Origin of the sequence: Nocardia mikamii NBRC 108933 (assembly GCF_001613505.1) — a bacterium.
In the GTDB taxonomy this organism is placed as follows: Bacteria; Actinomycetota; Actinomycetes; order Mycobacteriales; family Mycobacteriaceae; genus Nocardia; species Nocardia mikamii.
In genome coordinates this window covers 282,416-306,132 of sequence record NZ_BDCM01000003.1, presented here as the reverse complement: position 1 = coordinate 306,132, position 23,717 = coordinate 282,416, and the positions used below count along the sequence as shown (strand labels likewise).

The following is a 23,717-nucleotide window of genomic DNA, read 5'->3' as shown; positions in this document are numbered from 1 at the left end:
CCCGGTCCCGGCCACCGCGATTACGGTGGTCACCATGGCTCTCGACAGTGGTACCGGAACCATCCAGAACGCCGGCGACGAGGCGGCGGCGGTGACTCCGCCGGTGGCCAAGAAGGTCCCGGCCGAACGCACCCATCACGGTGACACCTTCGTCGATTTCTACGAATGGCTGCGGGACAAGGACGACCCCGAGGTCATCGCCCATCTCGAGGCCGAGAACGCCTACACCGACGCTCAGACCGCCCACTTGGCCCCGCTGCGCGCGCGGATCTTCGACGAGATCAAATCGCGCACTCAGGAGACCGATATGTCGGTTCCGGCGCGGTTGGGCGACTACTGGTACTACTCGCGCAGTTTCGAAGGCAAGCAGTACGGCGTGCACTGCCGCTGCCCGATCGCCGACCGCGACGACTGGACCCCGCCGCAACTCGAGGTCGATATCGAGATCCCCGGCGAGGAGATTCTGCTCGACAGCAACGTGCTGGCCGAGGGGCACGACTTCTTCGCCCTCGGCGCCTATTCGATCAGCCATGACGGCACCCTGCTGGCCTACTCCACCGACACCGTCGGTGACGAGCGATATGTGCTGCGGTTCAAGGATCTACGCAGCGGCGAACTGCTCGGCGACGAGATCCCCGGCACCGCGCCGGGGGCGACCTGGTCGCTGGACGGAACCCACGTCTTCTATCAGACCGTCGACGAATCCTGGCGGCCCGACACCGTGTGGCGCCACCGCCTCGGTACCGCGAAGACCGACGACGTCACGGTGTTCCACGAGCCCGACGAGCGCTACTGGGTCAGCATCGGCGCCTCGCGCTCCGAGAAGTACCTGATGATCTGGGTCGGGTCGAAGATCACCACCGAGGGCTGGATTCTCGAATCCGACGATCCGGAGGGCGAGTTCCGGGTGCTGCTGCCGCGCCGCGAGGGTGTGGAGTATTCGGCCGAACACGCGGTGATCGGCGGGCAGGACCGGCTGCTCATCCTGCACAACGATGTGGTCGACGGCGTGAAGGCCGAGAATTTCGTCCTCGCCGAGGCGCCGGTGGACGATCCGGCGGCGATGACCATGCTGATCGGCCATCGCGACGAGGTGCGACTCGAGGACGTCGACTGCTTCCGCGATCATCTCGTGCTCTCCTATCGGCGCGAGGCGCTGCCGCGAGTCGCGGTGTGGCCGTTGACTTCCGAGGGCTACGGCGAGCTGCGTGAACTGGAATTCGGCCTGGAACTGTTCTCCGCCGGCGTGGGCTCCAACCCGGAATGGGCGCAGCCGACGCTGCGGCTGGGCGTGACCTCGTTCATCACCCCGATGCAGGTCTTCGACTACGTACCCGCCACCGGTGAGCTGACGCTGCGCAAACAGCAGCAGGTCCTCGGCGGCTACGACCCGGACGACTATGTGCAGCACCGGGATTGGGCGACCGCGGCGGACGGCACGCGGATTCCGATCTCGGTGGTGCGCCGCCGCGACAGTGAGGGTTCCGGTCCGAAACCGTTGCTGCTCTACGGATACGGCTCCTACGAGGCCAGTATCGACCCCGGGTTCTCGGTGTCGCGGCTGTCGCTGCTCGACCGCGGCATGGTGTTCGCCGTCGCGCATGTGCGCGGTGGTGGTGAGATGGGCCGGCTGTGGTACGAGAACGGCAAGACGCTCACCAAGAAGAACACATTCACCGATTTCGTCTCCTGCGCACGGCATCTCGTCGACACCGCCGTCACCACGCCGCAGGTGCTGGTGGCCGACGGTGGCAGTGCGGGTGGGCTGCTGATGGGTGCGGTGGCCAATCTGGCGCCCGAACTGTTCGCGGGCATCCTCGCCAATGTGCCGTTCGTGGATCCGCTCACCTCGATCCTGGACCCGTCGCTGCCGCTGACGGTCATCGAATGGGACGAGTGGGGCAATCCGCTGGAGGATCCGCAGGTCTACGCCTATATGAAGTCCTATTCGCCGTACGAGAACGTGGCGGCCGTGGACTATCCGGCGATTCTGGCGATCACCAGCATCAACGACACCCGCGTGCTCTACGTCGAACCCGCGAAATGGGTCGCCGCGCTGCGGGCCACGAAAACCGGCGATGCGCAGCTCCTGCTGAAGACCGAGATGAGCGCCGGGCACGGTGGCGTCAGCGGGCGCTATGAGAAGTGGAAGGAAGTCGCCTTCGAATACGCCTGGGTGCTCGACCGGGTCGGTCTCGGCGAGGTCGGCTGAGGACGGCTTCCGGCCGACCGTGCGGTCGGGTGCCCGCTCCGGGAATTCGTCGGGGCGTCACTTCGGCTGCACGGGGCCGACACCTGCCGCGCGCACAGTGGAGTCATGAGCGGCAACGACCGGGGGTTCGGGCAGCTGATCGTCTCGGTGTCGGGTATTCGCGACACCACACTGGACCAGGCGCGCGCCTTCGCGGCCGAGATGGACGGCCGCGGGGTACGGCTGTCGTTGCTGGTGGCGCCGCGGTTGAAGGGGAAGTACCGGCTCACCGAGGATGCGCGCACCCAGCAGTGGCTGCGGGATCGGCGTGCCGCGGGTGACGCGATCGTGCTGCACGGTTACGACCAGGCCGCGACCAAACGTCGCCGCGCCGAATTCGCCGCGCTTCCCACTCACGAAGCGCGCCTGCGCCTCACCGCCGCCGACCGGGTGATGGAACAGATCGGCCTGCGCACCCGGCTGTTCGCGGCACCGCGCTGGACGGCCTCCGAAGGCGCCGTCGCAGCCCTGCCCGAGGTCGGCTTCCGGCTGGCGCTGGGATTGACCGCCATCCACGATCTGGAGCGGGATACGGCGCGTCGCTGCTGGGTGCACGGCGTCGGTGAGGGCTTCCGGGCCGAACCGTGGTGGTGCCACGCGCTGATCATGAGCGCGGCCCGCATCGCGCGGCGCGGCGGAACGCTGCGGCTGGCCGTCTCGGCCGCGCAGCTCTCCCGGCCCGGACCGCACCAGGCCATGCTGGACGCGGTCGATCTGGCCCTGTTCCACGAAGCGGTTCCGGACGTCTACCGGTGGGAGCCGTATGCCATGCCGCACGCGGCGTGAGCAGGCTGGCTCTCAGCGAACGTCGGCCGGGTTCTCGCCGGCCGCACGTCGCATGTCACGCACCGCGGTGACGATCGCCTCGTCCGATACGACGGCGGTGGCGTCGTGGGTGAAGCCGCCGGCCTCCTTGCGGGTGAGTGAGGTGGACAGCGGATGCTTCTTCAGCTGGTCGACGCAACGGTCGATATCGGTCAGCAGCAGATCGGCCATATCGTGGGTGAAGCCGTGCCGGACGACCGCGCGCATGATCGTCTCGTCCTGCCGGCCGGCGGGAAGCGGATAGGCGGCGATCAGCCAGCCGCGCGAGCGCAGCCGTTCCGACAGGTCGTACAGATTGAAGCCGGGATCGTCGCGCAGCCGCCACGACACCGCGCTGATGCCCCGGGCGGGGTTGCCGTCGTGGATCATCTCGAACAGCCCGGTCTCGGTGAGTCCGTGGGCCAGATGCTCGGCGACGCGATAGATCGCCGACTGCAGCGTGGTGTATCCCGTCCGGCCGAGCCGGATGAAGTCGTAGTACTGGGTGATCGCCTGGCCGCCGGGGCGGGAGAAGTTCAGATTGAACGTAGCCATACTGCCGCCGAGGTAGTCGACGTTGAACACGAGTTCGTCCGGAAGGTCGGCGGCCGTGCGCCAGAGGGCCCAACCAGCGCCCAGCGGGGCCAGGCCGGTCTTGTGCCCGGAGGCATTGATCGACTTCACCCGCGCCAGCCGGAAGTCCCACACCAGGTCCGGCGCCGTGAACGGGGCGAGGAATCCACCACTGGCGGCGTCGACGTGCAGCGGGATGTCCAGGCCGGTGCGGGCCTCCAGATCGTCGAGGGCCGCGCTCATCGCGGCGACGTCCTCGAACAGTCCGGTGAAGGTCTGTCCCATCGTCGCGACGACCATGATGGTATTCGAATCACAGTGTGCGGCAATGTCGTCCGGCTCCAGCATGTACCGGTTCCCGCGCAGCGGCACCTGCCGGATCTCGACGTCGAAATAACGCGCGAACTTCTCCCAGCACACCTGCACCGGGCCGCAGACGAAATTGGGGATGCCCCGGCCGCCGTTCTTGCGCCAGCGCGTCTTCGCGGCCAGCCCGCCGAGCATCGCCGCCTCACTGGACCCGATGGTGGAGGTGCCGCGCGTCGAACCGGGATCGGGGCAGTGCCACAGGTCGGCCACCATGCGCACGCACCGCCGCTCGAGTTCGGCGGTCTGCGGATATTCGTCCTTGTCGACGATGTTCTTGGCCAGGCTCTGCGCCATCAGCCGTCGGGCGTTGTCGTCGATCCAGGTGGTGCAGAAGGTGGCCAGATTCATCCGCGACACGCCGTCGAGCATCAGTTCGTCGTGCACGATCTGATAGGCCTCCGGGCCCGGCATCTCGCGGTGCGGAAAGTGGTGTTTGGGTGCGCCGCGATCCAGATCGGGCATCGCGAACAGGTCGTCGGATTCCGATGATGCAGACATCTCGTCCTCTCCGGTGGTCGGATCGCGGTCGAGCTCTCCCTCATCATGCCCCGCTGCGGTTGCGCGACGGTCGCGAACGCGAGGGACAAATCGGGCGAATTCCGGCCCGCGCCGCACCCGGTGCCGATGCGACCGAACCCGGAGGGGAGTTAGGTTGGGTACATGACCGACGAATCTCGGACGGCGGCCCTGCGCGAACAGGTGCGCGCCTTGATGCCGCAGGCGAAAGCCGATCTGGCCCAGTTGGTTTCGTATCGTTCCGTGGCCGATGCGCGGCAGTTTCCGCCGGAAGAATGTCATCGGGCGGCGCGATGGGTCGCCGACGCCTTCGCCGATCTCGGTCTCACCGACGTCGGCCTGCACGAGACGCCCGACGGTAGCGAGGCGGTCGTGGCCCGGTATCCGGCTCCACCCGGGGCGCCCACGGTGCTGCTGTACAGCCACTACGACGTGCAGCCGCCGGTGGACGAGGCGGCCTGGCAGACGCCGGTGTGGGAGCTCACCGAGCGCGCCGGCCGCTGGTACGGGCGCGGCGCGGCCGACTGCAAGGGCAATATCGTCGTCCATCTGACCGCCCTGCGGGCCCTGCGGAACACGCTGGGAGACAAGGGTTATCCGGTCGGCATCACGCTGGTGTGCGAGGGCTCCGAGGAGCAGGGCACCGGCGGTCTGGAGGAATTCGTTCCGCAGCACGCGGACCTGCTGCGCGCCGACGCCCTGCTGATCGGTGACTGCGGTAATTTCGCGGCGGGCGTGCCGACCTTCACCCAGACCCTGCGCGGAAACGTGAACGTGCTCGTCACCGTCGAAACCCTGTCCGGCCCTTTGCATTCCGGCATGTTCGGCGGGGCCGCTCCGGACGCCGTCGCCGCGTTGATCCAGGTACTCGCGACGCTGCGGGACGAACACGGGAACACCACGGTCGACGGGTTGCCGGCCGATCAGGTCTGGGACGGCGCGCAGTATCCGGTCGAGCAGTTCCGGGTCGATGCCGGCATCCTCGACGGTGTGCGGGTGCTGGGCAGCGGCAGTATCTCGGACATGCTCTGGGCGCGCCCGGCCCTGACCGTGCTGGGCATCGATGTGCCGCCGGTAGTCGGATCTGCGGCGGCCGTGCAGCCGAGCGCGCGGGCCCGATTGAATCTGCGGATCCCGCCCGGGGTCGACCCGGCTCCCGCCTTGAAAGCCCTTACCGCACATCTGGAATCGCATACGCCGTGGGGTGCGCGCATTCGAGTCGAGACCGAGGGGACGGGTGCGCCGTTCCGGTCCGGTACCGGCGGCCCGGCGCGGCTGGCGATGGAGGACGCGTTCGCCGCCGCGTACGGCCGCGCCGCCACCACGCAGGGGCAGGGCGGTTCGATTCCGCTGTGCAACGTCTTCGCCGAGACCTATCCCGACGCAGAGATCATGCTGCTCGGCGTCGAGGAGCCGAAATGCCTCATCCACGCCCCGAACGAGAGTGTCGATCCCAGCGAGATCGAGCACGTGGCGCTGGCGGAGGCGTTGTTCCTGTCCTCGTATACGCATTGACGGGTATCCGAGGTCGACGGGTATCCGAGGACCGGAGGCGCTCGCTAGAAGGTCTTGTTGTCCTCCGGCTCGATGAGTGCGAATTCGGTGTCGGCCGGGCGCATTTCGGACAGGCGGCCGAAGTAGATGCCCTGTGCCTCCGGCGCGATGATGCCGTAGTGGATGGGGACGGCGGTGCGCGGGGCCACGGCGCGCAGATAGTCCACCGCCTCGCTGATCTTCATCCACGGCGCGACCGCCGGCACCGCCAGCACTCCGACCGATACCGGCGGCACCCACAGCGAATCGCCCGGGTGGACGAACTGTGCCGGATCCTCGGCGCTGCCGAGCTGGAAGACGGTGTTGTCGACGACCGGCAGCTCCGGATGGATCACCGCGTGCTTGCCGCCGCCCCCGGTGATCTGCAGATCGCCGATGGTGACGATATTGCCCGCGTGCACGGCCTGCCACGGTTCACCGCGCTGCTGTGCGGTCTGCGGATCGCTGAGCAGGCGGGCGCTCGGATTCGCGTCGACCAGGGCCTCGATCCGGTTGGGATCGATGTGGTCGGGATGCTGATGGGTGATCGCGATCGCGTCGAGTCCCGTGATGCCTTCGAAGCCGTGCGAGAAAGTGCCCGGATCGAACAGGATCTTCGTGCCGTTCAATTCGACGAGGACGCAGGAATGACCGAAGTGGGCGATGCGCATGGATTCACGCTATATCCCCCGGCCGCAGCGCGGGCCCGGAGGCGGCAGCCCGCGTAACCACGGAGGGCCGCGCGGAGGCCGGCCGACAGGCGCTGTGACGTCCCTCGCAGGGGTCGCGGCCCGGCGCGGCGCCCGGGAGTAGCCCCGATTAAGCTGTTGTGGTAATCCCCCCACCAGCTTGAGGAGCAACGCGTGGCACGAGTTGTGGTCGAGGTGATGCCGAAGGCCGAGATCCTGGATCCCCAGGGTCAGGCCATCGCCGGCGCGCTCGGACGCCTGGGTTTCCCGGGTGTGTCGGATGTGCGGCAGGGCAAGCGGTTCGAGCTCGACATCGACGACAGCGTCAGCGATGCCGAGCTCGAGAAGATCGCCGAGGCCCTGCTCGCCAACACGGTGATCGAGGACTGGAAAGTGGTGCGGCTGCCGTGACCAGCTCTGCGCGAATCGGTGTCATCACCTTCCCCGGCACGCTCGACGACGTCGACGCGGCGCGCGCGGTCCGGCTGGCCGGCGCCGAAGCGGTGAACCTGTGGCATGCCGACGCCGACCTCAAGGGTGTCGACGCGGTGGTGGTGCCGGGTGGGTTCTCCTACGGCGACTATCTGCGCGCCGGTGCCATCGCACGGTTCGCGCCCGTGATGGGCAAGGTCGTCGAGGCCGCCGGTAAGGGTATGCCGGTGCTGGGAATCTGCAACGGTTTCCAGGTGCTGTGCGAGGCCGGGCTGCTGCCGGGCGCGCTCACCCGCAACGAGGGGCTGCACTTCGTCTGCCGGGACCAGTGGCTGCGGGTGGAGTCCACCGCGACCGCCTGGTCCTCGCGCTACGACGCGGGTGCGCAGATTCTGGTCCCGGTGAAGAACGCCGAGGGCCGCTACCAGGCTTCGCAGGCCGTGCTCGACGAACTCGAGGGTGAGGGCCGGGTGGTCTTCCGCTACGTGGGCGGCAACCCCAACGGTTCGCAGCGCGATATCGCCGGCATCGCCTCGCCGAACGGTCGCGTCGTCGGCCTCATGCCGCACCCGGAACATGCCACCGAACCGCTGACCGGGCCGAGTGACGACGGACTGGGGATCTTCCTCTCGGTGCTCGACAGCCTCGTCACCACGGCCTGATCGGCCTGTCGCTCAGGGGATCACGACCGTCGCGGTGATCGGTGCCGGGTCGTCCGCCCAGCGTCGGCCGGTGTCACGCGGTGTGATGCCGTGATCGGTCCAGGCGGACAGCAACCGCGCGACCTTGGTGTGCATGGTGGTGCGCAGGCGATCGAAGGACGTGTCCGGAATGTCGTCGACCTCACCGAGCAGCAGCCACCATGCCCACGCGACCGCACCGGCATTCGCGACGAAGTCCGGCAGCACCGCGACGCCGCGGGCGGCGAGCATGGCCTCCGCCTCCGGGGTGGTGGCGGCGTTGGCGGCCTCGACGACGACACGCGCGCGCACGTCGAACGAGTTGTCCGGCGTGATCGCGTACGAGATCGCCGCGGGGACCAGGATGTCGACGTCGGCGGACAGGACCGCGGCGCGTGGCAGTTGCTCGACATCCGCGGGCAGCCGGGAACGGTCGATCTCGCCGTACTCGTCGCGCAATTCCAGTAGCGCCGGGATATCCAGCCCGCCGTTGCGGTAGAGGGCCCCGGCGGCATCGGCCACGGTGGTCACGCGCATTCCCGCCTCGTGCAGGTAGTAGGCCGCGGCGCCGCCCATGGTGCCGACTCCCTGGATCGCGACGGTCGTCTCGGCGGGCATCCGGCCCCAGGACACAGCGGTGGCGAGGCAGGCGTGCGCGACACCGTACCCGCCGATCACATCGCCCAGCAGGAAACCGCCCTCGACCGCCGCGCTCAGCCCGTCGCGGACCCGTTCCAGGGTGGCGGCCGGATCGGCGGCGCGGCGGATCGCGGCGTGGTAGCTCTGGCCCAGGCCCAGCTTCTCGAAGACCTCGTCGATCAGATGCTGGGGCACGCCCAGATCCTCCGCGGTCACCCAGTGCGCGTCGATCCACGGGCGCATGGCCTCGCAGAATCGCTCCAGCACTCCGACGGCGCGCGGATCCTTCGGGTCGAAGTCGATGCCGCCCTTCGCACCGCCGATCGGCAGGTCGAAGGTCGCGGTCTTGGCGGCCATTCCGCGCGCCAGATCCTCCACCTCGCTCAGCGTGCAGCCTGCCCGCATGCGGGTACCGCCCGTGGCGAGGCCGCCGCGCAAGGTGTGGACGACCAGGTAGCCGACGGCGCCGGTGTCCGAATCGGTCCACTGCAGCCGCATATACGGCTCGGCCCGGCGGGCCGCGGCAATGACCGGGACGGTCGTGGGCACCGGGACGGTTGCGGGGACGGTCGATGCGGTGTCCTCGGCCGGGTTATGGATCGTCGTCACGGCGAACTCCTCCTTGTCGTTCGGGTGGCCGACCACCACCCGCGGGGAACGTCGAGTCGCGCGATGTCGGCGTCCGGACCTCGTCGTCCCGGCTGGTGGTTCGCTGTCACCAGCCTGCGTGCTGCCCGGTCACACGTCTATTTACGGTTCGTTCACGGCCGTGTTCAGTGTTTCTGCACAGTGTTACGGTGCCGCCGCACCGCGTGTTCCGGTGCTGCCGCACAGTGTCGTTCCAGTGCTGCCGCACAGTGTCGTTCCGGTGCTGCCGCAGGCGTTCCCAGCCATCCGTACGGTTTCCACGCACCGCTTACGCTCGAAGACATGGACCTGTCGCTGCCCCGACTACGCATGCTGCGCGAGCTGCATCGGCGCGGCACGATCACCGCGGCCGCGAGTGCGTTGCACTACACCGCGTCGGCGGTGTCGCAACAGCTGGCGCAGTTGGAGCGGGACGTGGGGCTGCGCCTGTTCGAGAGGCGTGGGCGCCGGCTGCAGCTCACCGATCGCGGGGTGCTGCTCGCCGAGCACGCCGAGGAGATCCTCGCCTCGGTGGAGCGAGCGACACAGGCGCTCGAGGAGTCCGGGGAGTCGGTGTCGGCGACACTCACCGCCGGGGTGTGGGCCTCGGTCGCCTCGGGGCTGCTGCCCGACGCGCTCACCGCGCTCGCCCGCGCCCATCCGGGAATTCTGGTGCGGACCAGGGAACTCGCGCCGGAGGCGACGGCTGCCGCGGTGCGCGACGGCACTCTGGACCTGTCGTTCGTGCTCGACTATTCGAATTATCAGATGACCTGGGACCGCGGTCTGGAACGTGCCGTCATCGCGGTCGAGCGGCTCTACGCGGCGGTTCCGGCCGGCGCGGTGCCGGCGCGGACGGCGACCTTGGCGGACCTGGCCGAACACCCGTGGATCCTCGCGCCCGCTCGCTCCCATTTCGGTCATGCGGTTCGGCTGGCCTTCCAATCCGGCGGGGTCGAACCGCGCATCGATCACGAAGTGGAGGAGCAGTCGACCGCGATGGCGCTGGTCGCGGCCGGACTGGGCGTCACGCTGGTCTCCGATCTGGGGCTGGCGCTGCGACCGGCGGGCGTGGATATCGTCGGACTCGGCGAGGGGCTCACCAGGACCGTCTCGCTGGCCTACCGCACCAATACGGCACGCCGGGCGGCGCTGCTGTTCGTGGTCAACGCGGTCCGGGCCGCCGCCGTCGACAAGGGACTCGGTCCGGACCGGCCACTGCTCGCCACGCCGGGCCCGGAAACCGTTGCGCCACCGAATGATTCGGTTGAGGTCACCCACAAGGCGCTCGGGCTCGAGTGAGCCGGGCGCCGGTGCGTGGCGTCAGTACAGGGTGTCCAGAACCCGCAGGTCCACGCCCTCTGCGCGGGCGATCAGGCTGGGCGGGCGGACCACGTGGTTGTCGCGGTACATCCGCGCGCCCGACGGCGTCTCCAGCACCACGCCGTCCTCGAGCGCGGCCCGCATCCGCGGCACCTCGAGGGAGCCGACCGCATGGGCCATCGCCCGCAGCGTGTGCAGCGCCTCGTAGGCGGTGTTGCCGAAGTAGGTGAGTTTCGGCGCGAAGCGGCCGTGCATGTGGTGATAGCGCGCCAGCCGATCGGGATCGGCGTTCACATCCGGGAACAGACTGGACGCGACATAGAGATCGGTATTGGCGCCGGGGCCGGCGGCGAGCAGGAGTTGTTCGTCGACGACCGGGCTGACCCGCAGTTGCGTCGCGGCCCGGCCCATCGCGGTGAACTGCTGATTGAACCGGACCGCGTCCATCCCGACCAGCAGCATCACGATGCCGTCGACCCGGTCCAGCAGCGGGTCGGTGAGGATCGATCCGAAGTCCCGGGTGCCCAGCGGCACGTAGCGCTCGTAGTGGACGGCCTCGCGGTACGCGGCACGGACGTCGCGACCGGTGGCCACCGGCCAGATGTAGTCGTTGCCGATGATCGCCCAGCGCCGGGTGCCGAATTCCCGCGACAGCCACCGCATGGCCGGCAGGATGTGGCCGCTGGGTGCCTCGCCGATCATCACCACCTCGGCCGGTTCGTTCGGCAACTCCTCGTAGACGTTGGCGAACAGGTAGGGGACCCGCCCGCCGGTGACCCGGGCAACCGCCTGGCGTACCGCCGAGATGTGCCAGCCGGTGATGGCATCGACCATCCCGGTGGCCAGCAGCGCCGAGACCTCGTCGGCCACCTCGGCCGGACTGCGGCCGCCGTCGATGGTCGTCACCCGCACCTGCCGGCCCAGAATTCCTGTGCCACTGTTGATTTCTTTTGCGGCCAAGGAAATCGCGGCTTCACAGGACGGCGCGACAATTCCTACGGGGCCCTGCAGCGGGACGATATTCAGTACCTCGACCACTTCGTCCGGGCTCTCGCCGAAGGAGAACATTCGGTACCCTTCTTCGTATCCGAGCGAAATGATGGGGCGGAGAATATGTCGACCATTGTAAGTGGCGTCGCCACGCTGCACGGGGCGCTGCGCGCTGCGGAACGCGGTTGGCTCCGGCACCTCGACGCGGCACTGTGTGCCAGGCAACTGACCGCCGACCAGTGGGCCATGCTGTCGAATCTGTCCGACCGCTCCGGCATCACCATGAGCGAGCTCGCGGTTCGCGCCCAGCTACCGCCCTCGTCGGCCACCCGTCACGCCGACGCCCTGGCCGAACGCGGCCTGATCTTTCGAATTGCGGCCGAGGACGATCGCCGCCGCATTCTCATCGGTTTGACCCACCGCGGCAAGGATCTGGTGGATTCGGTTCGTGAGCAGGAGTCACTGGCCGAAGAGGAATTGCGGAAACGAATCGGCGCGCGAAATCACGCGGAATTGCTCCGGCTACTCGAGTTGATGGTCGAGACGCAGGCGGATTGATCCGGTTCGGTAGGAGACGGCCGACTCGGCAAAAATACGGCAATTCCGGCAGCCGTTAGGATCGCCGGTATGCCGGTCTCCACCACCGCGACGGCCTCCGGGCTGTGCGCCTTCATCGATGCCTCGCCATCTCCGTTCCACGTATGCCGCACCGTGGCAGCCGAATTGGCGGCGCACGGATTCACCGAACTGCCCGAGGCCCGGCCGTGGTCCGAGGCGGCGGAGACGAACGGGGGAGGGGGCCGCTACTTCGTGATCCGCGGCGGTTCGCTGGTGGCATGGGTCGCGACGAACACCGATCCGGCGGGGGCGTTCCGGGTGGTCGGCGCGCACACCGACAGTCCGAATCTGCGCGTCAAACAGCATCCCGACCTGGCCGTCGCGGGCTGGCAGATGATCGGCCTGGAGCCCTATGGCGGCGCCTGGCTCAATTCCTGGCTGGATCGCGATCTCGGCATCTCGGGCCGGCTCACCGTGCGCGAGGGCGACGGGCTGGGTCAGCGGCTGGTCCGCATCGACGATCCGCTGGTCCGTGTGCCGCAACTGGCCATCCACCTGTCCGAGGATCGGCGCGGTGTGACGCTGGATCCGCAACGCCACGTCAACGGTATCTGGGGGTTGGGGGAGCGGCCGCGCTCGTTCATCGCCTACGTCGCCGAGCAGGCCGGCGTCCCCGCCAGTGACGTGCTCGGATGGGAACTGATGACCCACGACCTGGAACCGAGCCGGGTGGTCGGCCGCGACCGGGATCTGGTGAGCGCGCCGCGGCTGGACAATCAGGCCACCTGCTATGCCGGACTGCAGGCGTTCCTGGCCGCCGCCGGCCGGGACGGCGATGTCACCCCGGTGCTGGCGATGTTCGATCACGAGGAGGTCGGCAGCCAATCCGACCGCGGCGCGCAATCGGATCTGCTGCCCGCGATCCTGGAGCGGATCGTGCTCGCCCGCGGCGGTGGCCGCGCGGATTACCTTGCGGCACTGGCGGGTTCGATCTGCGCCTCCGGCGACATGGCTCACGCCACCCACCCCAATTATCCGGACCGGCACGAGCCCTCGCATCGCATCGAGGTCGGCGGTGGCCCGGTGCTGAAGGTGAACCAGAATTTGCGCTACGCCACCGACGCGGTCGGCGCCGGAGCCTTCGCTCTGGCCTGTGCGCAGGCCGGCGTGCCGCTGCAGCGGTACGTGCATCGCGCGGATCTGCCGTGTGGTTCGACGATCGGCCCGATGACCGCGGCGCGCACCGGCATGCCGACCGTCGATGTGGGTGCACCGCAGCTGGCGATGCATTCGGCCCGCGAACTGATGGGAGCCGCGGACGTGCCCTCCTATTCGGCGGCGCTGGCGGCCTTCCTCACCCCGGCGGGAGCGGCGCGGCCCGGAGGCGGCAGCGCAGCGTAACCACGGAGGGCCGCGTCGCTCACGCCGAATCGGACACCGCGGGCCGATAGACGATCGCCGCGATCACCAGGGCGGCGAAGGTCACCAGCACATAGCTGCTGCCGATGATCTGCTGCCACCACGCCCAGCGCAGTTCGCGGTCGGCGTTGTGCGGCAGCACCCACTGCGGGCCGACCATGAACAGCACGGTGATCGCGGCGGTGACCGCGATCCACATCCGCCGCCGCGCCGCGCGCCCCGGTGTGTCCGGTGCGTCCGCGGCCGGCATCCGGGCGATCAGGTCGCCCGCGACCACGAGCGCGGGGGCGACCCACACCCAGTGGTGCGACCACGAGACCGGCGAGACGAGCAGGACCGCGGCCGAATTGACCAGCAGCGCGGACACCTGGTGGCCGGCGTCGAGCAGCCGCTTCATCCAGAGCGCGGCCAGTCCGATCGCGATGAGCGACAACCCGATCCAGATCCCCGTCGCGGCCGCGTCGGAGACGCCCAGGCGGAATGCGAAACCCTTGAGCGACTGATTGCCCGCGTACTGTGGCGGCCCGATGCGACCGGTATCGATCAGTGTGTGGAACCAGTATTCGGTGGAATCGTGCGGGAACAGCAGGAATGCCAGCGCGATCGCGCCGATCGCCGAGGCGATGAGGGTCAGGCACGCTCGCCAGTCCCGGCGCAGCAGGAAGTACAGCAGATAGCCGGCCGGAATCAGCTTCACCGACACCGTGATTCCGATCAGCATGCCGCGCGGCCAGAACGGTTTGCGCACCAGCGCGTCGAGCGCCACGGCTGCCATCAAGATCAGATTGATCTGGCCGAAGTTGTAGGTCTGGCGCACCGGTTCGGACAGGCCGAGCACGGCGAGTGCCCCGATCAGCAGGATCACCCGGGTGGAGCGATCCATCCGCGGCCGCACCCGGGACAGGACCAGCCACAGCGTGACCGCCAGGCTCGCCATCGAGGTGAGCAGCACCAGCCATTCGGCGACGGCGAGCGGCATCAGCGCGAGCGGGGCGAAGAACAGCGCGGCCAGCGGCGGATAGGTGAACGGCAGCCCGATGCCGTAGACCTTGGGCATCGGCCCGTACAGGTCGCCGCCGTCGAGCCACGTGTGCGCGCCGTTGCGGTAGACCTGGAGATCGATGTAGCCGGTCCAGATGTGGGCGGCCCAGGAGACGATCGCCGAGACGACGAACAAGGCGATCGCGATCATGAGCAGCCTTCGCTGCCGGGTCGTCAGCCCCCCGGTCGACCGCGCGGACGACGTGGTCGCGGGCAGTTCGTCCGGATCCGCGACCCTGGATCGATCGTTCACCGGCTCAGCGTACCGGTGAACAGGTGCTGCCTGGTCGGGCTGGGTTTGCCACCCATTAGACTGGCCTGGATTCCCCATCCGCGTGCATTCCGTCTCTCACTCCAGCGTCGGAGCTCGTAGCTGCACGTTTGCCCGGCCGAAAGGACCTAGGTAGCCCACCGTGACTGTCCACGTCGACACCGTCAGCGCCGCCGCAGCCACCCCGGATACCCCGCAGCCGTACAAGGAGCTGGGTCTCAAGGACGACGAATACGCGCGCATCCGCGACATTCTGGGCCGCCGCCCCACCGATGCCGAGCTGGCGATGTACTCGGTGATGTGGAGCGAACACTGCTCCTACAAATCCTCGAAGGTGCATCTGCGCTACTTCGGCCAGACCACCACCGACGAGATGCGCGCCTCCATGCTGGCCGGTATCGGCGAGAACGCGGGCGTCGTGGACATCGGTGACGGCTGGGCGGTCACCTTCAAGGTGGAAAGCCACAACCACCCGTCCTACGTCGAGCCGTATCAGGGTGCGGCCACCGGCGTCGGCGGCATCGTGCGCGACATCATGGCGATGGGCGCACGGCCGATCGCGGTGATGGACCAGCTGCGCTTCGGCGCCGCCGACCACCCCGACACCCGCCGCGTGGTCGACGGTGTCGTGCGCGGTGTCGGCGGCTACGGCAACTCCCTCGGCCTGCCCAATGTCGGCGGCGAGACCGTGTTCGACGCCTCCTACCAGGGCAATCCGCTGGTGAACGCGCTGTGCGCGGGCGTGATGCGGGTGGAGGATCTGCACCTGGCCTTCGCCTCCGGCGCCGGCAACAAGATCGTGCTGTTCGGCGCGCGGACCGGCCTGGACGGCATCGGCGGTGTGTCGGTGCTGGCCTCGGACACCTTCTCGGGTGACGAATCCGGTTCCGGCCGTAAGAAACTGCCCAGCGTGCAGGTGGGTGACCCGTTCGCCGAGAAGGTGCTCATCGAGTGCTGTCTCGAGCTGTACCACGCCGGCCTGGTGGTCGGTATCCAGGATCTCGGCGGCGCCGGATTGTCCTGTGCGACGTCGGAATTGGCGGCGGCCGGCGACGGCGGCATGCGCATCGATCTGGACCGGGTGCCACTGCGCGCGGCGAATATGACTCCGGCGGAAGTGCTCTCCAGCGAATCGCAGGAACGTATGTGCGCGGTGGTGACGCCGGACAACGTCGAGGCGTTCATGGCCGTGTGCCACAAGTGGGATGTGCTGGCCACCGTGATCGGCGAGGTCACCGACGGCGACCGCCTGGTGGTGAACTGGCACGGCGAGACCGTGGTGGACGTGCCGCCGCGCACCGTCGCGCACGAGGGACCCGTCTACGAGCGGCCCGTGCAGCGCCCCGAGGAGCAGGACGCACTGGTCGCCGACACCACCGCCGGGCTGGACCGGCCGAAGTCCGGCGACGACCTGCGGGCCACGCTGCTGAAGCTGATCTCCAGCCCGCAGCTGTGCAGCCGCAAGTGGATCGTCGAGCAGTACGACCGGTACGTGCGCGGCAACACGGTGCTGGCCGAACATGCCGACGCCGGTGTGATCCGCATCGACGAGGAGTCCGGCCGGGGCATCGCCCTGGCCACCGACGCCTCGGGCCGCTACACCAAACTCGACCCGTACACCGGCGCGCAGCTGGCGCTGGCCGAGGCCTACCGCAATGTCGCCAGCACCGGCGCCACCCCGAAGGCCGTCACCAACTGCCTCAACTTCGGTTCCCCCGAGGATCCGGGCGTGATGTGGCAGTTCCAGCAGGCCGTGCGCGGCCTCGCGGACGGCTGTGTGGCCCTGGGCATTCCGGTCACCGGCGGTAACGTCAGCTTCTACAACCAGACCGGCCGGACCGCGATCCTGCCGACCCCGGTGGTCGGCGTGCTCGGCGTCATCGACGATGTGCACCGGCGCATTCCGACCGGATTCGGCACCGAACCCGGTGAGACGCTGATCCTGCTCGGCGAGACCCGCGACGAATTCGACGGATCGATCTGGTCGCAGGTCGAGCACGATCATCTGGGCGGTGTGCCGCCGCGGGTGGACTTCGCCCGCGAACAGTTGCTTGCCGAGGTGCTGACCGCCGGTTCGCGCGACGGAATGATCAGCGCCGCGCACGATCTCAGCGAGGGCGGACTGGCCCAGGCGGTCGTGGAGGGGGCGCTGGCCGGCGAAACGGGTGTGCGCATCCTGCTTCCCGAGGGCGACGACCCGTTCGTCACGCTGTTCTCGGAATCGGCCGGACGCGTCCTGGTCGCCGTGCCGCGGTCGGAGGAGACGCGCTTCACCAAGATGTGCACCGCGCGCGAACTGCCATGGGTGCGTATCGGTGTCGTGGATCAGGGCTCGGACTCGGTCGAGGTGCAGGGCCAGTTCTCGATCACGATGGACGAGCTGCGCACCGCCCACGAGGGCACGCTGCCCGCGCTGTTCGGCGCCACCGCGAAGTGACCCGCGGCGCCCCGAGCCCGCGATGACCGGGACCGCGGCCGCACCCGGAGTGACGCGACCGGAGGCGGCAGTGCGCGTAACCACGGAGGGAGCCGCGCAGGGTGCCATCGGACGCTGCCGGCGCCGCGGTCCGCTCACATCCGGAACGGATCATGCTCGGCCATCAGCTTTTCCACGCGGGCCTCGTCGATGCGCTGGTGCGCGCGGACGGATTCTGGTCGCGGATCACCTTGGCGAGGGTGAACGCGCTCGACACTATGAACAGCGTGGTCATCAACAGGAAACCGCGCGGGGCTGCTCCTCTGCTGGGTGGGAGTGCTCATACCCTCGAGTCTGCGGTCCCGGGCCGCGGGGATCGTGCGTAGAACTACTCGAGTACCCCGGGTAATTCCCGTTGTAGCAGTTGTTTGCCTCACGTGGCCAGGTCCCCGATTTCGGCACACCGACCGCCATACTTGACGGGTGCTCGATACCGCCGAGACTCTCACAACGCTGCGTACGCGCGGCGTTGTGGTCTATCGGCGAGGCCTGCTGCTGCTGCGGCGGCTCGAGGACGACATCATCGCGCTCAATTACGTCGGACTTGTTACCGCGACAGTGTTTTTCGCCTGGTCGGTGACGCCGTCACTGCTGCCGCGCGACTGGTTGTTCCAAGGTCTGATCAGCGGTTTGAATGCCGCCATCGGTTACGGCGTGGGCTGCCTGCTGGAGTGGGGTTTTCGCAGACTGATCCGGCCGCGCTTGCGTTTTCGCGCACCGTCGCTGCGGATTCGCTACGCGGTGAAGGTGACGATCCTGACGATCTGCCTGCTCACCGCGATCTACATGCTCGTCCTCTCCGCCGACTGGCAACGGCAGATCTACGGCCTGATGGATATGGAAGGCACCACGCGCGCCGCCTACCTGCGCACCGGTGGACTCAGCGTCGCGGTGGCCGCGCTGGTGGTGGCGATCTACCGGACGGTGCGGTGGATCGTGCGGTTCTTCGCCCGTCTGCTCAGCCGCTGGGTGCGGGTGCCGCCGCAGCTGGCGCCCAGCGCCGGCGCGATCGTGCTGGCCGTGGTGGCGGTGCTGCTGTTCAACGGTGTGCTGTCGGAGGCGTTCTTCACCGTCGCCAACTCGGCGTTCAGCGTGCGCAACGACAAGATGACGCCGTACGCGGTGCAGCCGACCGCACCCGAGCGCTCCGGCAGCCCCGCCTCCCTGGCCGGATGGGACACGCTCGGTTCGGAGGGGCGATGGTTCGTCTCCCACGGACCCGATGCCTTCCGGATCGGCGCGGTGACGGGTAAGCCCGCGCGCGAACCGGTCCGGGTCTACGTCGGCCTCGGCTCGGCGGGCGAGGGGCGGACCCAGGAGCAGCTGGCGGTCGCCGAACTGGAACGCACCCACGCCTTCGACCGCAAGGTGCTGGTCATCGTCACCACCACCGGAACCGGATGGGTGAACTCGACGTCCGCCGGTGCGCTCGAGTACATGTACGGCGGCGACACCGCGATCCTGGCCTCGCAGTATTCCTACCTGCCCAGCGTGCTGTCGTTCCTCGCGGACCGGGAGAAGGTCGCGGTGGCGGGGAAGAAGATGTTCGACGCGGTCTATGCCGCCTGGTCGGCGCGGCCGCCGCAGTCGCGGCCGAAACTGTTGGTCTACGGGGAGAGCCTGGGTTCGCAGGGGTCTGAGGCGGCCTTCGACGGGCTGGCCGATCTGCGCACCAAGGTGGACGGCGCGCTGTGGGTGGGGCCGCCGAATTCGAATCGGCTGTGGAAGCAGTTCGTCGAGCGCCGCGATCCCGGCACCCGCGAGGTGGAGCCGATCTACGCCGACGGTCTCGTGGTCCGATTCGCCTCCGGCGCACCGGATCTGGCGAAACCGTCACCGGAATGGCGGCATCCGCGCATCGCCTATCTGCAACACCCCTCCGACCCGATCGTCTGGTGGTCGCCGGATCTGATCTTCTCCCAACCGGATTGGCTCTCCGAACCGCGCGGCTCCGACGTGTCCACGCAGATGCGCTGGTGGCCGCTGGTCACCTTCTGGCAGGTCGCCGCCGACCTGACCAACGCCCAGGGCGTCAGCGACGGGCACGGCCACAACTACGGCACCCTGGTCCTCGACGGCTGGGCGGCCGTGCTGCCACCGCCGGAGTGGAATTCTCAACTGCAGGAGAACATTCGGACTCAGCTCGAACTGTCCGAGGCATTCGAACGCGTGGTGAAATGAGCGGCGGGATCGCCGCCGCCACGGCGGAGAACGCGCACTTCGCACGGTGCGGGTCGAGATGAGTCGCCGAGGCGCGGTACGCGCTCTTCCGGCAGCCTGCGTCGCCCTGATGTGGAGCAATCTCGTGTTGCCGCGGCTGGGGGCGGGCATACGAGGTCGCACACTCGCCAACGCCGCGTTCGCGACCGGATACGCCGCTGTCTTCGGTGGTAGGCCGGAGTGGCTCTCCCGGCGCGGATTCACCTGGGGCGCAGTCGTATTCGGTGCTGTCGGTGCTGCGTACGGCGTGGGCCTCGCCGTGCCGGGAATCCGTGATCGGATAGCGGCGGTCGCCGATCGCGAGCCGGAGGTGAGTACGGCCGAATGGGTCGGCCTCCACATTCCGGTGGGCACCGTCTACAGCGAGGAACTGATCTTCCGGGGCACGCTGGATCGGCTGTTGGAGGATGCGGGGCCCGTGCGAAGGCATTGCGGCGCACTGATATTCGGTCTCTGGCACATTCATCCGGCGCGCTCGGCGGGCGACGATGTCGCGGCCACCGTCGCCGTCACCGGCGCCGGTGGCCTGCTCTTCTCGTGGCTTCGACGCCGCACCGGTAGTGCGACGGCGCCGGCGCTCGCGCACCTCGCCCTCAATGCCGGAGGCGCCCTGGCCCCGTCCGCGGCCGCCCGGCTGCGCGGCCGGAGTCCGTCTCACCGCTAGGTGCGCGTCCTCACCGTCCAGGTGCCGGCGGGCCCGGATGCCGCGTGCCGCCACCTGCGCGATATGTCCGAGCGGCTCGCTACCCTCGGTGGAATGGCGCGACATTCGGCTGTGGACCCTGCTCAGGTGCGTGATTCGGTGGCCGCGGTCGGTGCGTGGCTGCGCGACGAGTCGGCGGCACAGCCGGGGCGGTCCGAGCTGGCGGCGGCCGTGCGCGGGACCGCGCGGAGTCTGGCCGCGGCGGCGCCGGGCGCCTCGGTGGAGGTGCGGGTACCGCCCTTCGTGGCGGTGCAGTGCATCGAGGGTCCGCGGCACACCCGGGGCACGCCGCCGAACGTGGTGGAGACCGACGCGCGGACGTGGCTGTTGCTCGCGACGGGACTGCTCGATTTCGACACCGCGGTGGAGACGGGCGCGTTGAGCGCGTCCGGAATCCGGGCGGGGGAGTTGGCCCGCTGGCTGCCGCTGGTGGCGCTGTGAATCCGGGGGCTCGGTGAACTAGGCCGGGGCGGGCTCGGTGCGGTTGATCGGCTTGCGCTCCAGCCCTTTTCGGTCGTAGAAACGCGTCACGATCAACCCGAGCGCCAGACCGATCCCGAGGCCGAGCACAGTCATCCAGAATCCGCGGGTGAAACCGGCCGCGCCGTTGCCGTCGAAATACAGCAGCGAACGCACCGCCAGGAAGACCTGATGCATGGGTTCGAACGTGGCCAGCCAGCCGAGATACTTCGGCGTCGCCTCGATCGGCACCGTGCCGCCCGACGACGGCAGCCCCAGCACGATGAACAGGATCATGTTGACCAGCAGACCGGCCGAGCCGATCGCGGCCAGGATGGAGATACCGGTGAATCCGACTGCGATGATCGCGAGCACGCCGTAGAGATACAGGCCCAGTGGATTGTCCAGAGGCATTCCCAGTGCCGCGCCGATACCGAGCAGAATCGCGGAGACCACCACCGCGGCGACCGCCATGACCGCCCACTTGATCAACAGCGTGCGGAGTCTGGAGACCGGTGTGGCGGGATAGTGCACGTACCACGGCCCGTATTCGGTCGGCACGAAGCCGAGGGCCGAGTCGATCATCGTGTGCACGATCATCGCGCCGAGCATGCCGGCCATCAGCAACAGCAGGGCGTAGAAGAAGGCGGTCAGCCCCTGGCCGGATCCGCCCGGCAGGGGATGGAACTCCTGCACCAGGATCTCCAGCGGCTGCGCCAGCGTGAGGCGGGTCGCGCCGGACAGTTCGGGAGCAGGCGGGCCGCCCGGCGCCGGGGTGAGCTGAGCCCGCACCTGCTCGACGAGCTGCTGACCCACCTTGTCGTTGATCTGTGGCAGCGCCTGATTACCGAAACGCACCACGATCTGGGTCGCGTAGGTGCCCGACCGCGGATTGGTCATCAGGGTGATGATCGGACGCTCGATATCGCCGGGTATGACACTGCCCACACCCAGGATCCCCAGCCGCTTGCTGAAATCGCTCGGAATGACGACCGCGCCGTAGACCTGGCCGTTCTGCATCTGCTGCTGGGCCTCCGGCAGCCCGAGTACGCGCAGATCGATCTGATCGGCGGGCACGGCGGCACGCAGCCCGTCGGCGACCTGGTCGCCGAAGTTCACGCGTTTTTCCTGGCCGGGTGCGCCGAGCGTGTCACCCACGTCCTGGTTGACCAGGGCGATCGGGAAGTCGTGCAGATTCCGCTGCGGATCGACGACATAGTCGAGATACAGCAGGCCCAGCAACGCTGCCACCACTGAGAGGACCGCCACAGGGAACATCCATCGAAACGGAATCAGCCGCCGCAGATTTCGACTTTGTAGTGCGGTGTCGGTGCTCGCCACGGTCGAACCGTAGCAGCAAACAGCTCGCCACCCGGCGGATCCGGACGTGGGTTTCGCGCGGATGACCCGTAGAATGATGAGTGCCCCCCGCCCGACTAACAGGGAGCAAACGGTGACCCACGCCGATCTGTCTACCCCGAAGACCGCCGCAGGCCGAAACACCTCCGCAGTCGACAACACCTCCGCAGTCGACGAGCCTGAGAACGAGCCCCGCGAGGAGTGTGGCGTCTTCGGCGTCTGGGCTCCGGGCGAGGACGTGGCCAAGCTCACGTATTACGGCCTCTATGCCTTGCAGCACCGTGGACAGGAGGCCGCCGGTATCGCGGTCGCCGACGGTTCGCAGGTGCTGGTGTTCAAAGACCTCGGCCTGGTTTCGCAGGTCTTCGACGAGCAGACGCTGGCGGCGATGCCCGGGCATATCGCCATCGGGCACTGCCGGTACTCGACCACCGGTTCCACCATCTGGGAGAACGCGCAGCCGATCTTCCGGACCACTGCGGTCGGCACCGGACTCGCGTTGGGACACAACGGAAATCTGGTCAACACCGCCGAATTGGCGACCCGGGCCCGGGAATTGGGTCTGATCAACGGCCGCCTGCCGGGAAGCTCGATCACCGCCACCTCGGATTCGGATGTGATGACCGCGCTGCTGGCCCATGCCGCGGCCGACAAGAGCATCGAGCAGGCGGCCATGGAGTTGCTGCCCACGCTGCGCGGCGCCTTCTGCCTGACCTTCATGGACGAGCACACCCTCTACGCGGCGCGAGACCCGCAGGGTGTGCGGCCGCTGTGCCTGGGCCGCCTCGACCGCGGCTGGGTGGTTGCCAGCGAGACCGCCGCGCTCGATATCGTGGGCGCTTCGTTCGTCCGCGAGATCGAGCCGGGCGAACTGCTGGCGATCGACGCGGACGGGGTGCGTTCGCTGCGGTTCGCCAATCCCGAACCGAAGGGCTGTGTTTTCGAATACGTCTACCTGGCCCGGCCGGATTCGACGATCGCCGGTCGCTCGGTGCACGCCACCCGGGTCGACATCGGCCGCCGGCTGGCCGCCGAACATCCCGTCGACGCCGATCTCGTGATCCCGGTGCCGGAATCCGGTACGCCCGCCGCGGTGGGCTACGCCCAGGGATCCGGTGTGCCCTACGGCCAGGGACTGATGAAGAACGCCTACGTGGGCCGTACCTTCATCCAGCCCAGCCAGACCATCCGCCAGCTCGGTATCCGGCTCAAGCTCAACCCGTTGCGCGAGGTGATTCGCGGGAAGCGGTTGATCGTGGTCGACGACTCGATCGTCCGCGGCAATACCCAGCGCGCCCTGATCCGGATGCTGCGCGAGGCCGGGGCGCTGGAGATCCACGTGCGCATCGCCTCACCGCCGGTCAAATGGCCCTGCTTCTACGGCATCGACTTCGCCTCGCCGGCAGAGTTGATCGCCAACGGCGCCGGACCGGAACTGGCTGGGGGGTCGCAGGATTCGGAAGCGGCGATGGTCGAGAGCGTGCGCCGTTCCATCGGCGCCGACAGCCTCGGCTATATCTCGCTCGAGGGCATGATCGCGGCCACCGAGCAGCCGCGCACCCGGCTGTGCTGCGCTTGCTTCGACGGCAAATACCCGATCCCGCTGCCCGACGAGGCCGCCGTGGGCAAGAACGTCCTCGAGGGGATCCTTTCCGGCAAGCCGGAATCGGAACTGCTGGGCGAGAACGCCAACGCGAGCGCGCTGAGCCGCCCCTGAGCGGCACGCATGACGTGGCCGGGCCTGTCGTCGTGGCGGCCCGGTGTAATTCGACCTGTGGCGCAAGC

Annotated in this window: 19 protein-coding genes and 1 pseudogene; 13 read left to right on the top strand and 7 right to left on the bottom strand. The window is 68.5% G+C overall.

The window, feature by feature from the left end:
- The first annotated feature begins 34 nt into the window (after positions 1–34).
- Both NMI01S_RS02895 and NMI01S_RS02890 read left to right on the top strand, forming a co-directional pair.
- The gene (locus tag NMI01S_RS02895) at positions 35–2,212 is read left to right on the top strand and encodes a S9 family peptidase (RefSeq protein ID WP_062994747.1); all 2,178 of its coding nucleotides are present in this window, start codon (positions 35–37) and stop codon (positions 2,210–2,212) included.
- Between the two features lie 105 nt (positions 2,213–2,317).
- Entirely contained in the window at positions 2,318–3,037 is a 720-nt protein-coding gene (locus tag NMI01S_RS02890) for a DUF2334 domain-containing protein (protein WP_062994439.1), read from the top strand.
- A gap of 12 nt (positions 3,038–3,049) precedes the next feature.
- Here the strand turns inward: NMI01S_RS02890 and gad are convergent, their stop codons facing one another.
- Positions 3,050–4,495: a glutamate decarboxylase gene (gene gad / locus NMI01S_RS02885; RefSeq protein ID WP_062994438.1), complete on the bottom strand. Its 1,446-nt coding sequence runs from the start codon at positions 4,493–4,495 to the stop codon at positions 3,050–3,052.
- A gap of 162 nt (positions 4,496–4,657) precedes the next feature.
- Here gad and NMI01S_RS02880 point away from each other — a divergent pair, with 162 nt between their 5' ends.
- Complete coding sequence (locus tag NMI01S_RS02880; protein ID WP_062994437.1) at positions 4,658–6,028, top strand: dipeptidase; 1,371 nt, start codon at positions 4,658–4,660, stop codon at positions 6,026–6,028.
- Between the two features lie 44 nt (positions 6,029–6,072).
- On the opposite strand, the gene NMI01S_RS02875 is transcribed toward NMI01S_RS02880, so the two are convergent.
- Positions 6,073–6,717: an MBL fold metallo-hydrolase gene (locus NMI01S_RS02875; RefSeq protein WP_062994436.1), complete on the bottom strand. Its 645-nt coding sequence runs from the start codon at positions 6,715–6,717 to the stop codon at positions 6,073–6,075.
- A 192-nt stretch (positions 6,718–6,909) separates the two neighbouring features.
- On the opposite strand from NMI01S_RS02875, the gene purS reads away from it, so the two are divergent.
- Together purS and purQ are read left to right on the top strand one after the other, a co-directional pair.
- A complete protein-coding gene (gene purS / locus NMI01S_RS02870) occupies positions 6,910–7,146 on the top strand; it encodes a phosphoribosylformylglycinamidine synthase subunit PurS (protein ID WP_030517414.1) in 237 nt (78 codons plus the stop codon).
- A complete protein-coding gene (gene purQ / locus NMI01S_RS02865; protein WP_062994435.1) occupies positions 7,143–7,829 on the top strand; it encodes a phosphoribosylformylglycinamidine synthase subunit PurQ in 687 nt (228 codons plus the stop codon). Before purS ends, purQ begins: the two co-directional genes overlap by 4 nt.
- Positions 7,830–7,841: 12 nt before the next feature.
- Here the strand turns inward: purQ and NMI01S_RS02860 are convergent, their stop codons facing one another.
- Positions 7,842–8,984: a Glu/Leu/Phe/Val dehydrogenase dimerization domain-containing protein gene (locus tag NMI01S_RS02860; RefSeq protein WP_062994746.1), complete on the bottom strand. Its 1,143-nt coding sequence runs from the start codon at positions 8,982–8,984 to the stop codon at positions 7,842–7,844.
- A gap of 432 nt (positions 8,985–9,416) precedes the next feature.
- Here NMI01S_RS02860 and NMI01S_RS02855 point away from each other — a divergent pair, with 432 nt between their 5' ends.
- The gene (locus NMI01S_RS02855) at positions 9,417–10,415 is read left to right on the top strand and encodes a LysR family transcriptional regulator (RefSeq protein WP_062994434.1); all 999 of its coding nucleotides are present in this window, start codon (positions 9,417–9,419) and stop codon (positions 10,413–10,415) included.
- Positions 10,416–10,436: 21 nt separating this feature from the next.
- On the opposite strand, the gene NMI01S_RS02850 is transcribed toward NMI01S_RS02855, so the two are convergent.
- On the bottom strand, positions 10,437–11,504 hold the full coding sequence (locus NMI01S_RS02850) for a substrate-binding domain-containing protein (RefSeq protein ID WP_062994433.1): 1,068 nt from the start codon (positions 11,502–11,504) through the stop codon (positions 10,437–10,439).
- Positions 11,505–11,549: 45 nt separating this feature from the next.
- On the opposite strand from NMI01S_RS02850, the gene NMI01S_RS02845 reads away from it, so the two are divergent.
- Both NMI01S_RS02845 and NMI01S_RS02840 read left to right on the top strand, forming a co-directional pair.
- Complete coding sequence (locus NMI01S_RS02845) at positions 11,550–11,984, top strand: MarR family winged helix-turn-helix transcriptional regulator (protein ID WP_062994432.1); 435 nt, start codon at positions 11,550–11,552, stop codon at positions 11,982–11,984.
- Positions 11,985–12,053: 69 nt separating this feature from the next.
- Positions 12,054–13,385, top strand: coding sequence for a M18 family aminopeptidase (locus NMI01S_RS02840; protein ID WP_062994431.1), 1,332 nt, complete (start codon positions 12,054–12,056; stop codon positions 13,383–13,385).
- A 19-nt stretch (positions 13,386–13,404) separates the two neighbouring features.
- Here the strand turns inward: NMI01S_RS02840 and NMI01S_RS02835 are convergent, their stop codons facing one another.
- A complete protein-coding gene (locus NMI01S_RS02835) occupies positions 13,405–14,697 on the bottom strand; it encodes a glycosyltransferase 87 family protein (RefSeq protein ID WP_245716679.1) in 1,293 nt (430 codons plus the stop codon).
- 160 nt (positions 14,698–14,857) lie between these two features.
- On the opposite strand from NMI01S_RS02835, the gene purL reads away from it, so the two are divergent.
- Entirely contained in the window at positions 14,858–17,152 is a 2,295-nt protein-coding gene (gene purL, locus NMI01S_RS02830; RefSeq protein ID WP_062994430.1) for a phosphoribosylformylglycinamidine synthase subunit PurL, read from the top strand.
- 134 nt (positions 17,153–17,286) lie between these two features.
- Here the strand turns inward: purL and NMI01S_RS33890 are convergent.
- A pseudogene (locus NMI01S_RS33890) lies at positions 17,287–17,444 on the bottom strand (YiaA/YiaB family inner membrane protein); the annotation flags it as partial.
- 170 nt (positions 17,445–17,614) lie between these two features.
- Between NMI01S_RS33890 and NMI01S_RS02820 the strand changes: the two are divergent.
- The 3 genes from NMI01S_RS02820 to NMI01S_RS02810 all read left to right on the top strand — a co-directional run bounded on the left by NMI01S_RS02820 (position 17,615) and on the right by NMI01S_RS02810 (position 20,555).
- Positions 17,615–19,372 carry an alpha/beta hydrolase gene (locus NMI01S_RS02820; RefSeq protein ID WP_062994428.1) on the top strand — a complete coding sequence of 586 codons (1,758 nt, stop codon included), beginning with the start codon at positions 17,615–17,617 and terminating at the stop codon, positions 19,370–19,372.
- A 58-nt stretch (positions 19,373–19,430) separates the two neighbouring features.
- Positions 19,431–20,075 (top strand): CPBP family intramembrane glutamic endopeptidase, encoded by a 645-nt coding sequence (locus NMI01S_RS02815; protein WP_062994744.1) that lies wholly within the window; start codon positions 19,431–19,433, stop codon positions 20,073–20,075.
- A gap of 93 nt (positions 20,076–20,168) precedes the next feature.
- Positions 20,169–20,555 (top strand): sterol carrier family protein, encoded by a 387-nt coding sequence (locus NMI01S_RS02810; RefSeq protein ID WP_062994743.1) that lies wholly within the window; start codon positions 20,169–20,171, stop codon positions 20,553–20,555.
- Between the two features lie 18 nt (positions 20,556–20,573).
- Here the strand turns inward: NMI01S_RS02810 and NMI01S_RS02805 are convergent, their stop codons facing one another.
- On the bottom strand, positions 20,574–21,851 hold the full coding sequence (locus NMI01S_RS02805; protein WP_062994742.1) for a YhgE/Pip domain-containing protein: 1,278 nt from the start codon (positions 21,849–21,851) through the stop codon (positions 20,574–20,576).
- Between the two features lie 175 nt (positions 21,852–22,026).
- On the opposite strand from NMI01S_RS02805, the gene purF reads away from it, so the two are divergent.
- Positions 22,027–23,649: an amidophosphoribosyltransferase gene (purF, locus tag NMI01S_RS02800; protein ID WP_062994427.1), complete on the top strand. Its 1,623-nt coding sequence runs from the start codon at positions 22,027–22,029 to the stop codon at positions 23,647–23,649.
- Positions 23,650–23,717: the final 68 nt, after the last annotated feature.

Bases quoted from the DNA above. Each gene is read 5' to 3' on its own strand.
- NMI01S_RS02890 (WP_062994439.1), top strand. From the start codon at position 2,318: ATGAGCGGCAACGACCGGGGGTTCGGGCAGCTGATCGTCTCGGTGTCG.
- NMI01S_RS02815 (WP_062994744.1), top strand. From the start codon at position 19,431: ATGAGTCGCCGAGGCGCGGTACGCGCTCTTCCGGCAGCCTGCGTCGCC.
- NMI01S_RS02845 (WP_062994432.1), top strand. From the start codon at position 11,550: ATGTCGACCATTGTAAGTGGCGTCGCCACGCTGCACGGGGCGCTGCGC.
- NMI01S_RS02850 (WP_062994433.1), bottom strand. From the start codon at position 11,504: ATGTTCTCCTTCGGCGAGAGCCCGGACGAAGTGGTCGAGGTACTGAAT.
- NMI01S_RS02880 (WP_062994437.1), top strand. From the start codon at position 4,658: ATGACCGACGAATCTCGGACGGCGGCCCTGCGCGAACAGGTGCGCGCC.
- NMI01S_RS02805 (WP_062994742.1), bottom strand. From the start codon at position 21,851: ATGTTCCCTGTGGCGGTCCTCTCAGTGGTGGCAGCGTTGCTGGGCCTG.
- NMI01S_RS02860 (WP_062994746.1), bottom strand. From the start codon at position 8,984: ATGCGGCTGCAGTGGACCGATTCGGACACCGGCGCCGTCGGCTACCTG.
- NMI01S_RS02810 (WP_062994743.1), top strand. From the start codon at position 20,169: ATGGCGCGACATTCGGCTGTGGACCCTGCTCAGGTGCGTGATTCGGTG.
- NMI01S_RS02855 (WP_062994434.1), top strand. From the start codon at position 9,417: ATGGACCTGTCGCTGCCCCGACTACGCATGCTGCGCGAGCTGCATCGG.
- NMI01S_RS02875 (WP_062994436.1), bottom strand. From the start codon at position 6,717: ATGCGCATCGCCCACTTCGGTCATTCCTGCGTCCTCGTCGAATTGAAC.
- gad (WP_062994438.1), bottom strand. From the start codon at position 4,495: ATGTCTGCATCATCGGAATCCGACGACCTGTTCGCGATGCCCGATCTG.
- NMI01S_RS02895 (WP_062994747.1), top strand. From the start codon at position 35: ATGGCTCTCGACAGTGGTACCGGAACCATCCAGAACGCCGGCGACGAG.
- NMI01S_RS02840 (WP_062994431.1), top strand. From the start codon at position 12,054: ATGCCGGTCTCCACCACCGCGACGGCCTCCGGGCTGTGCGCCTTCATC.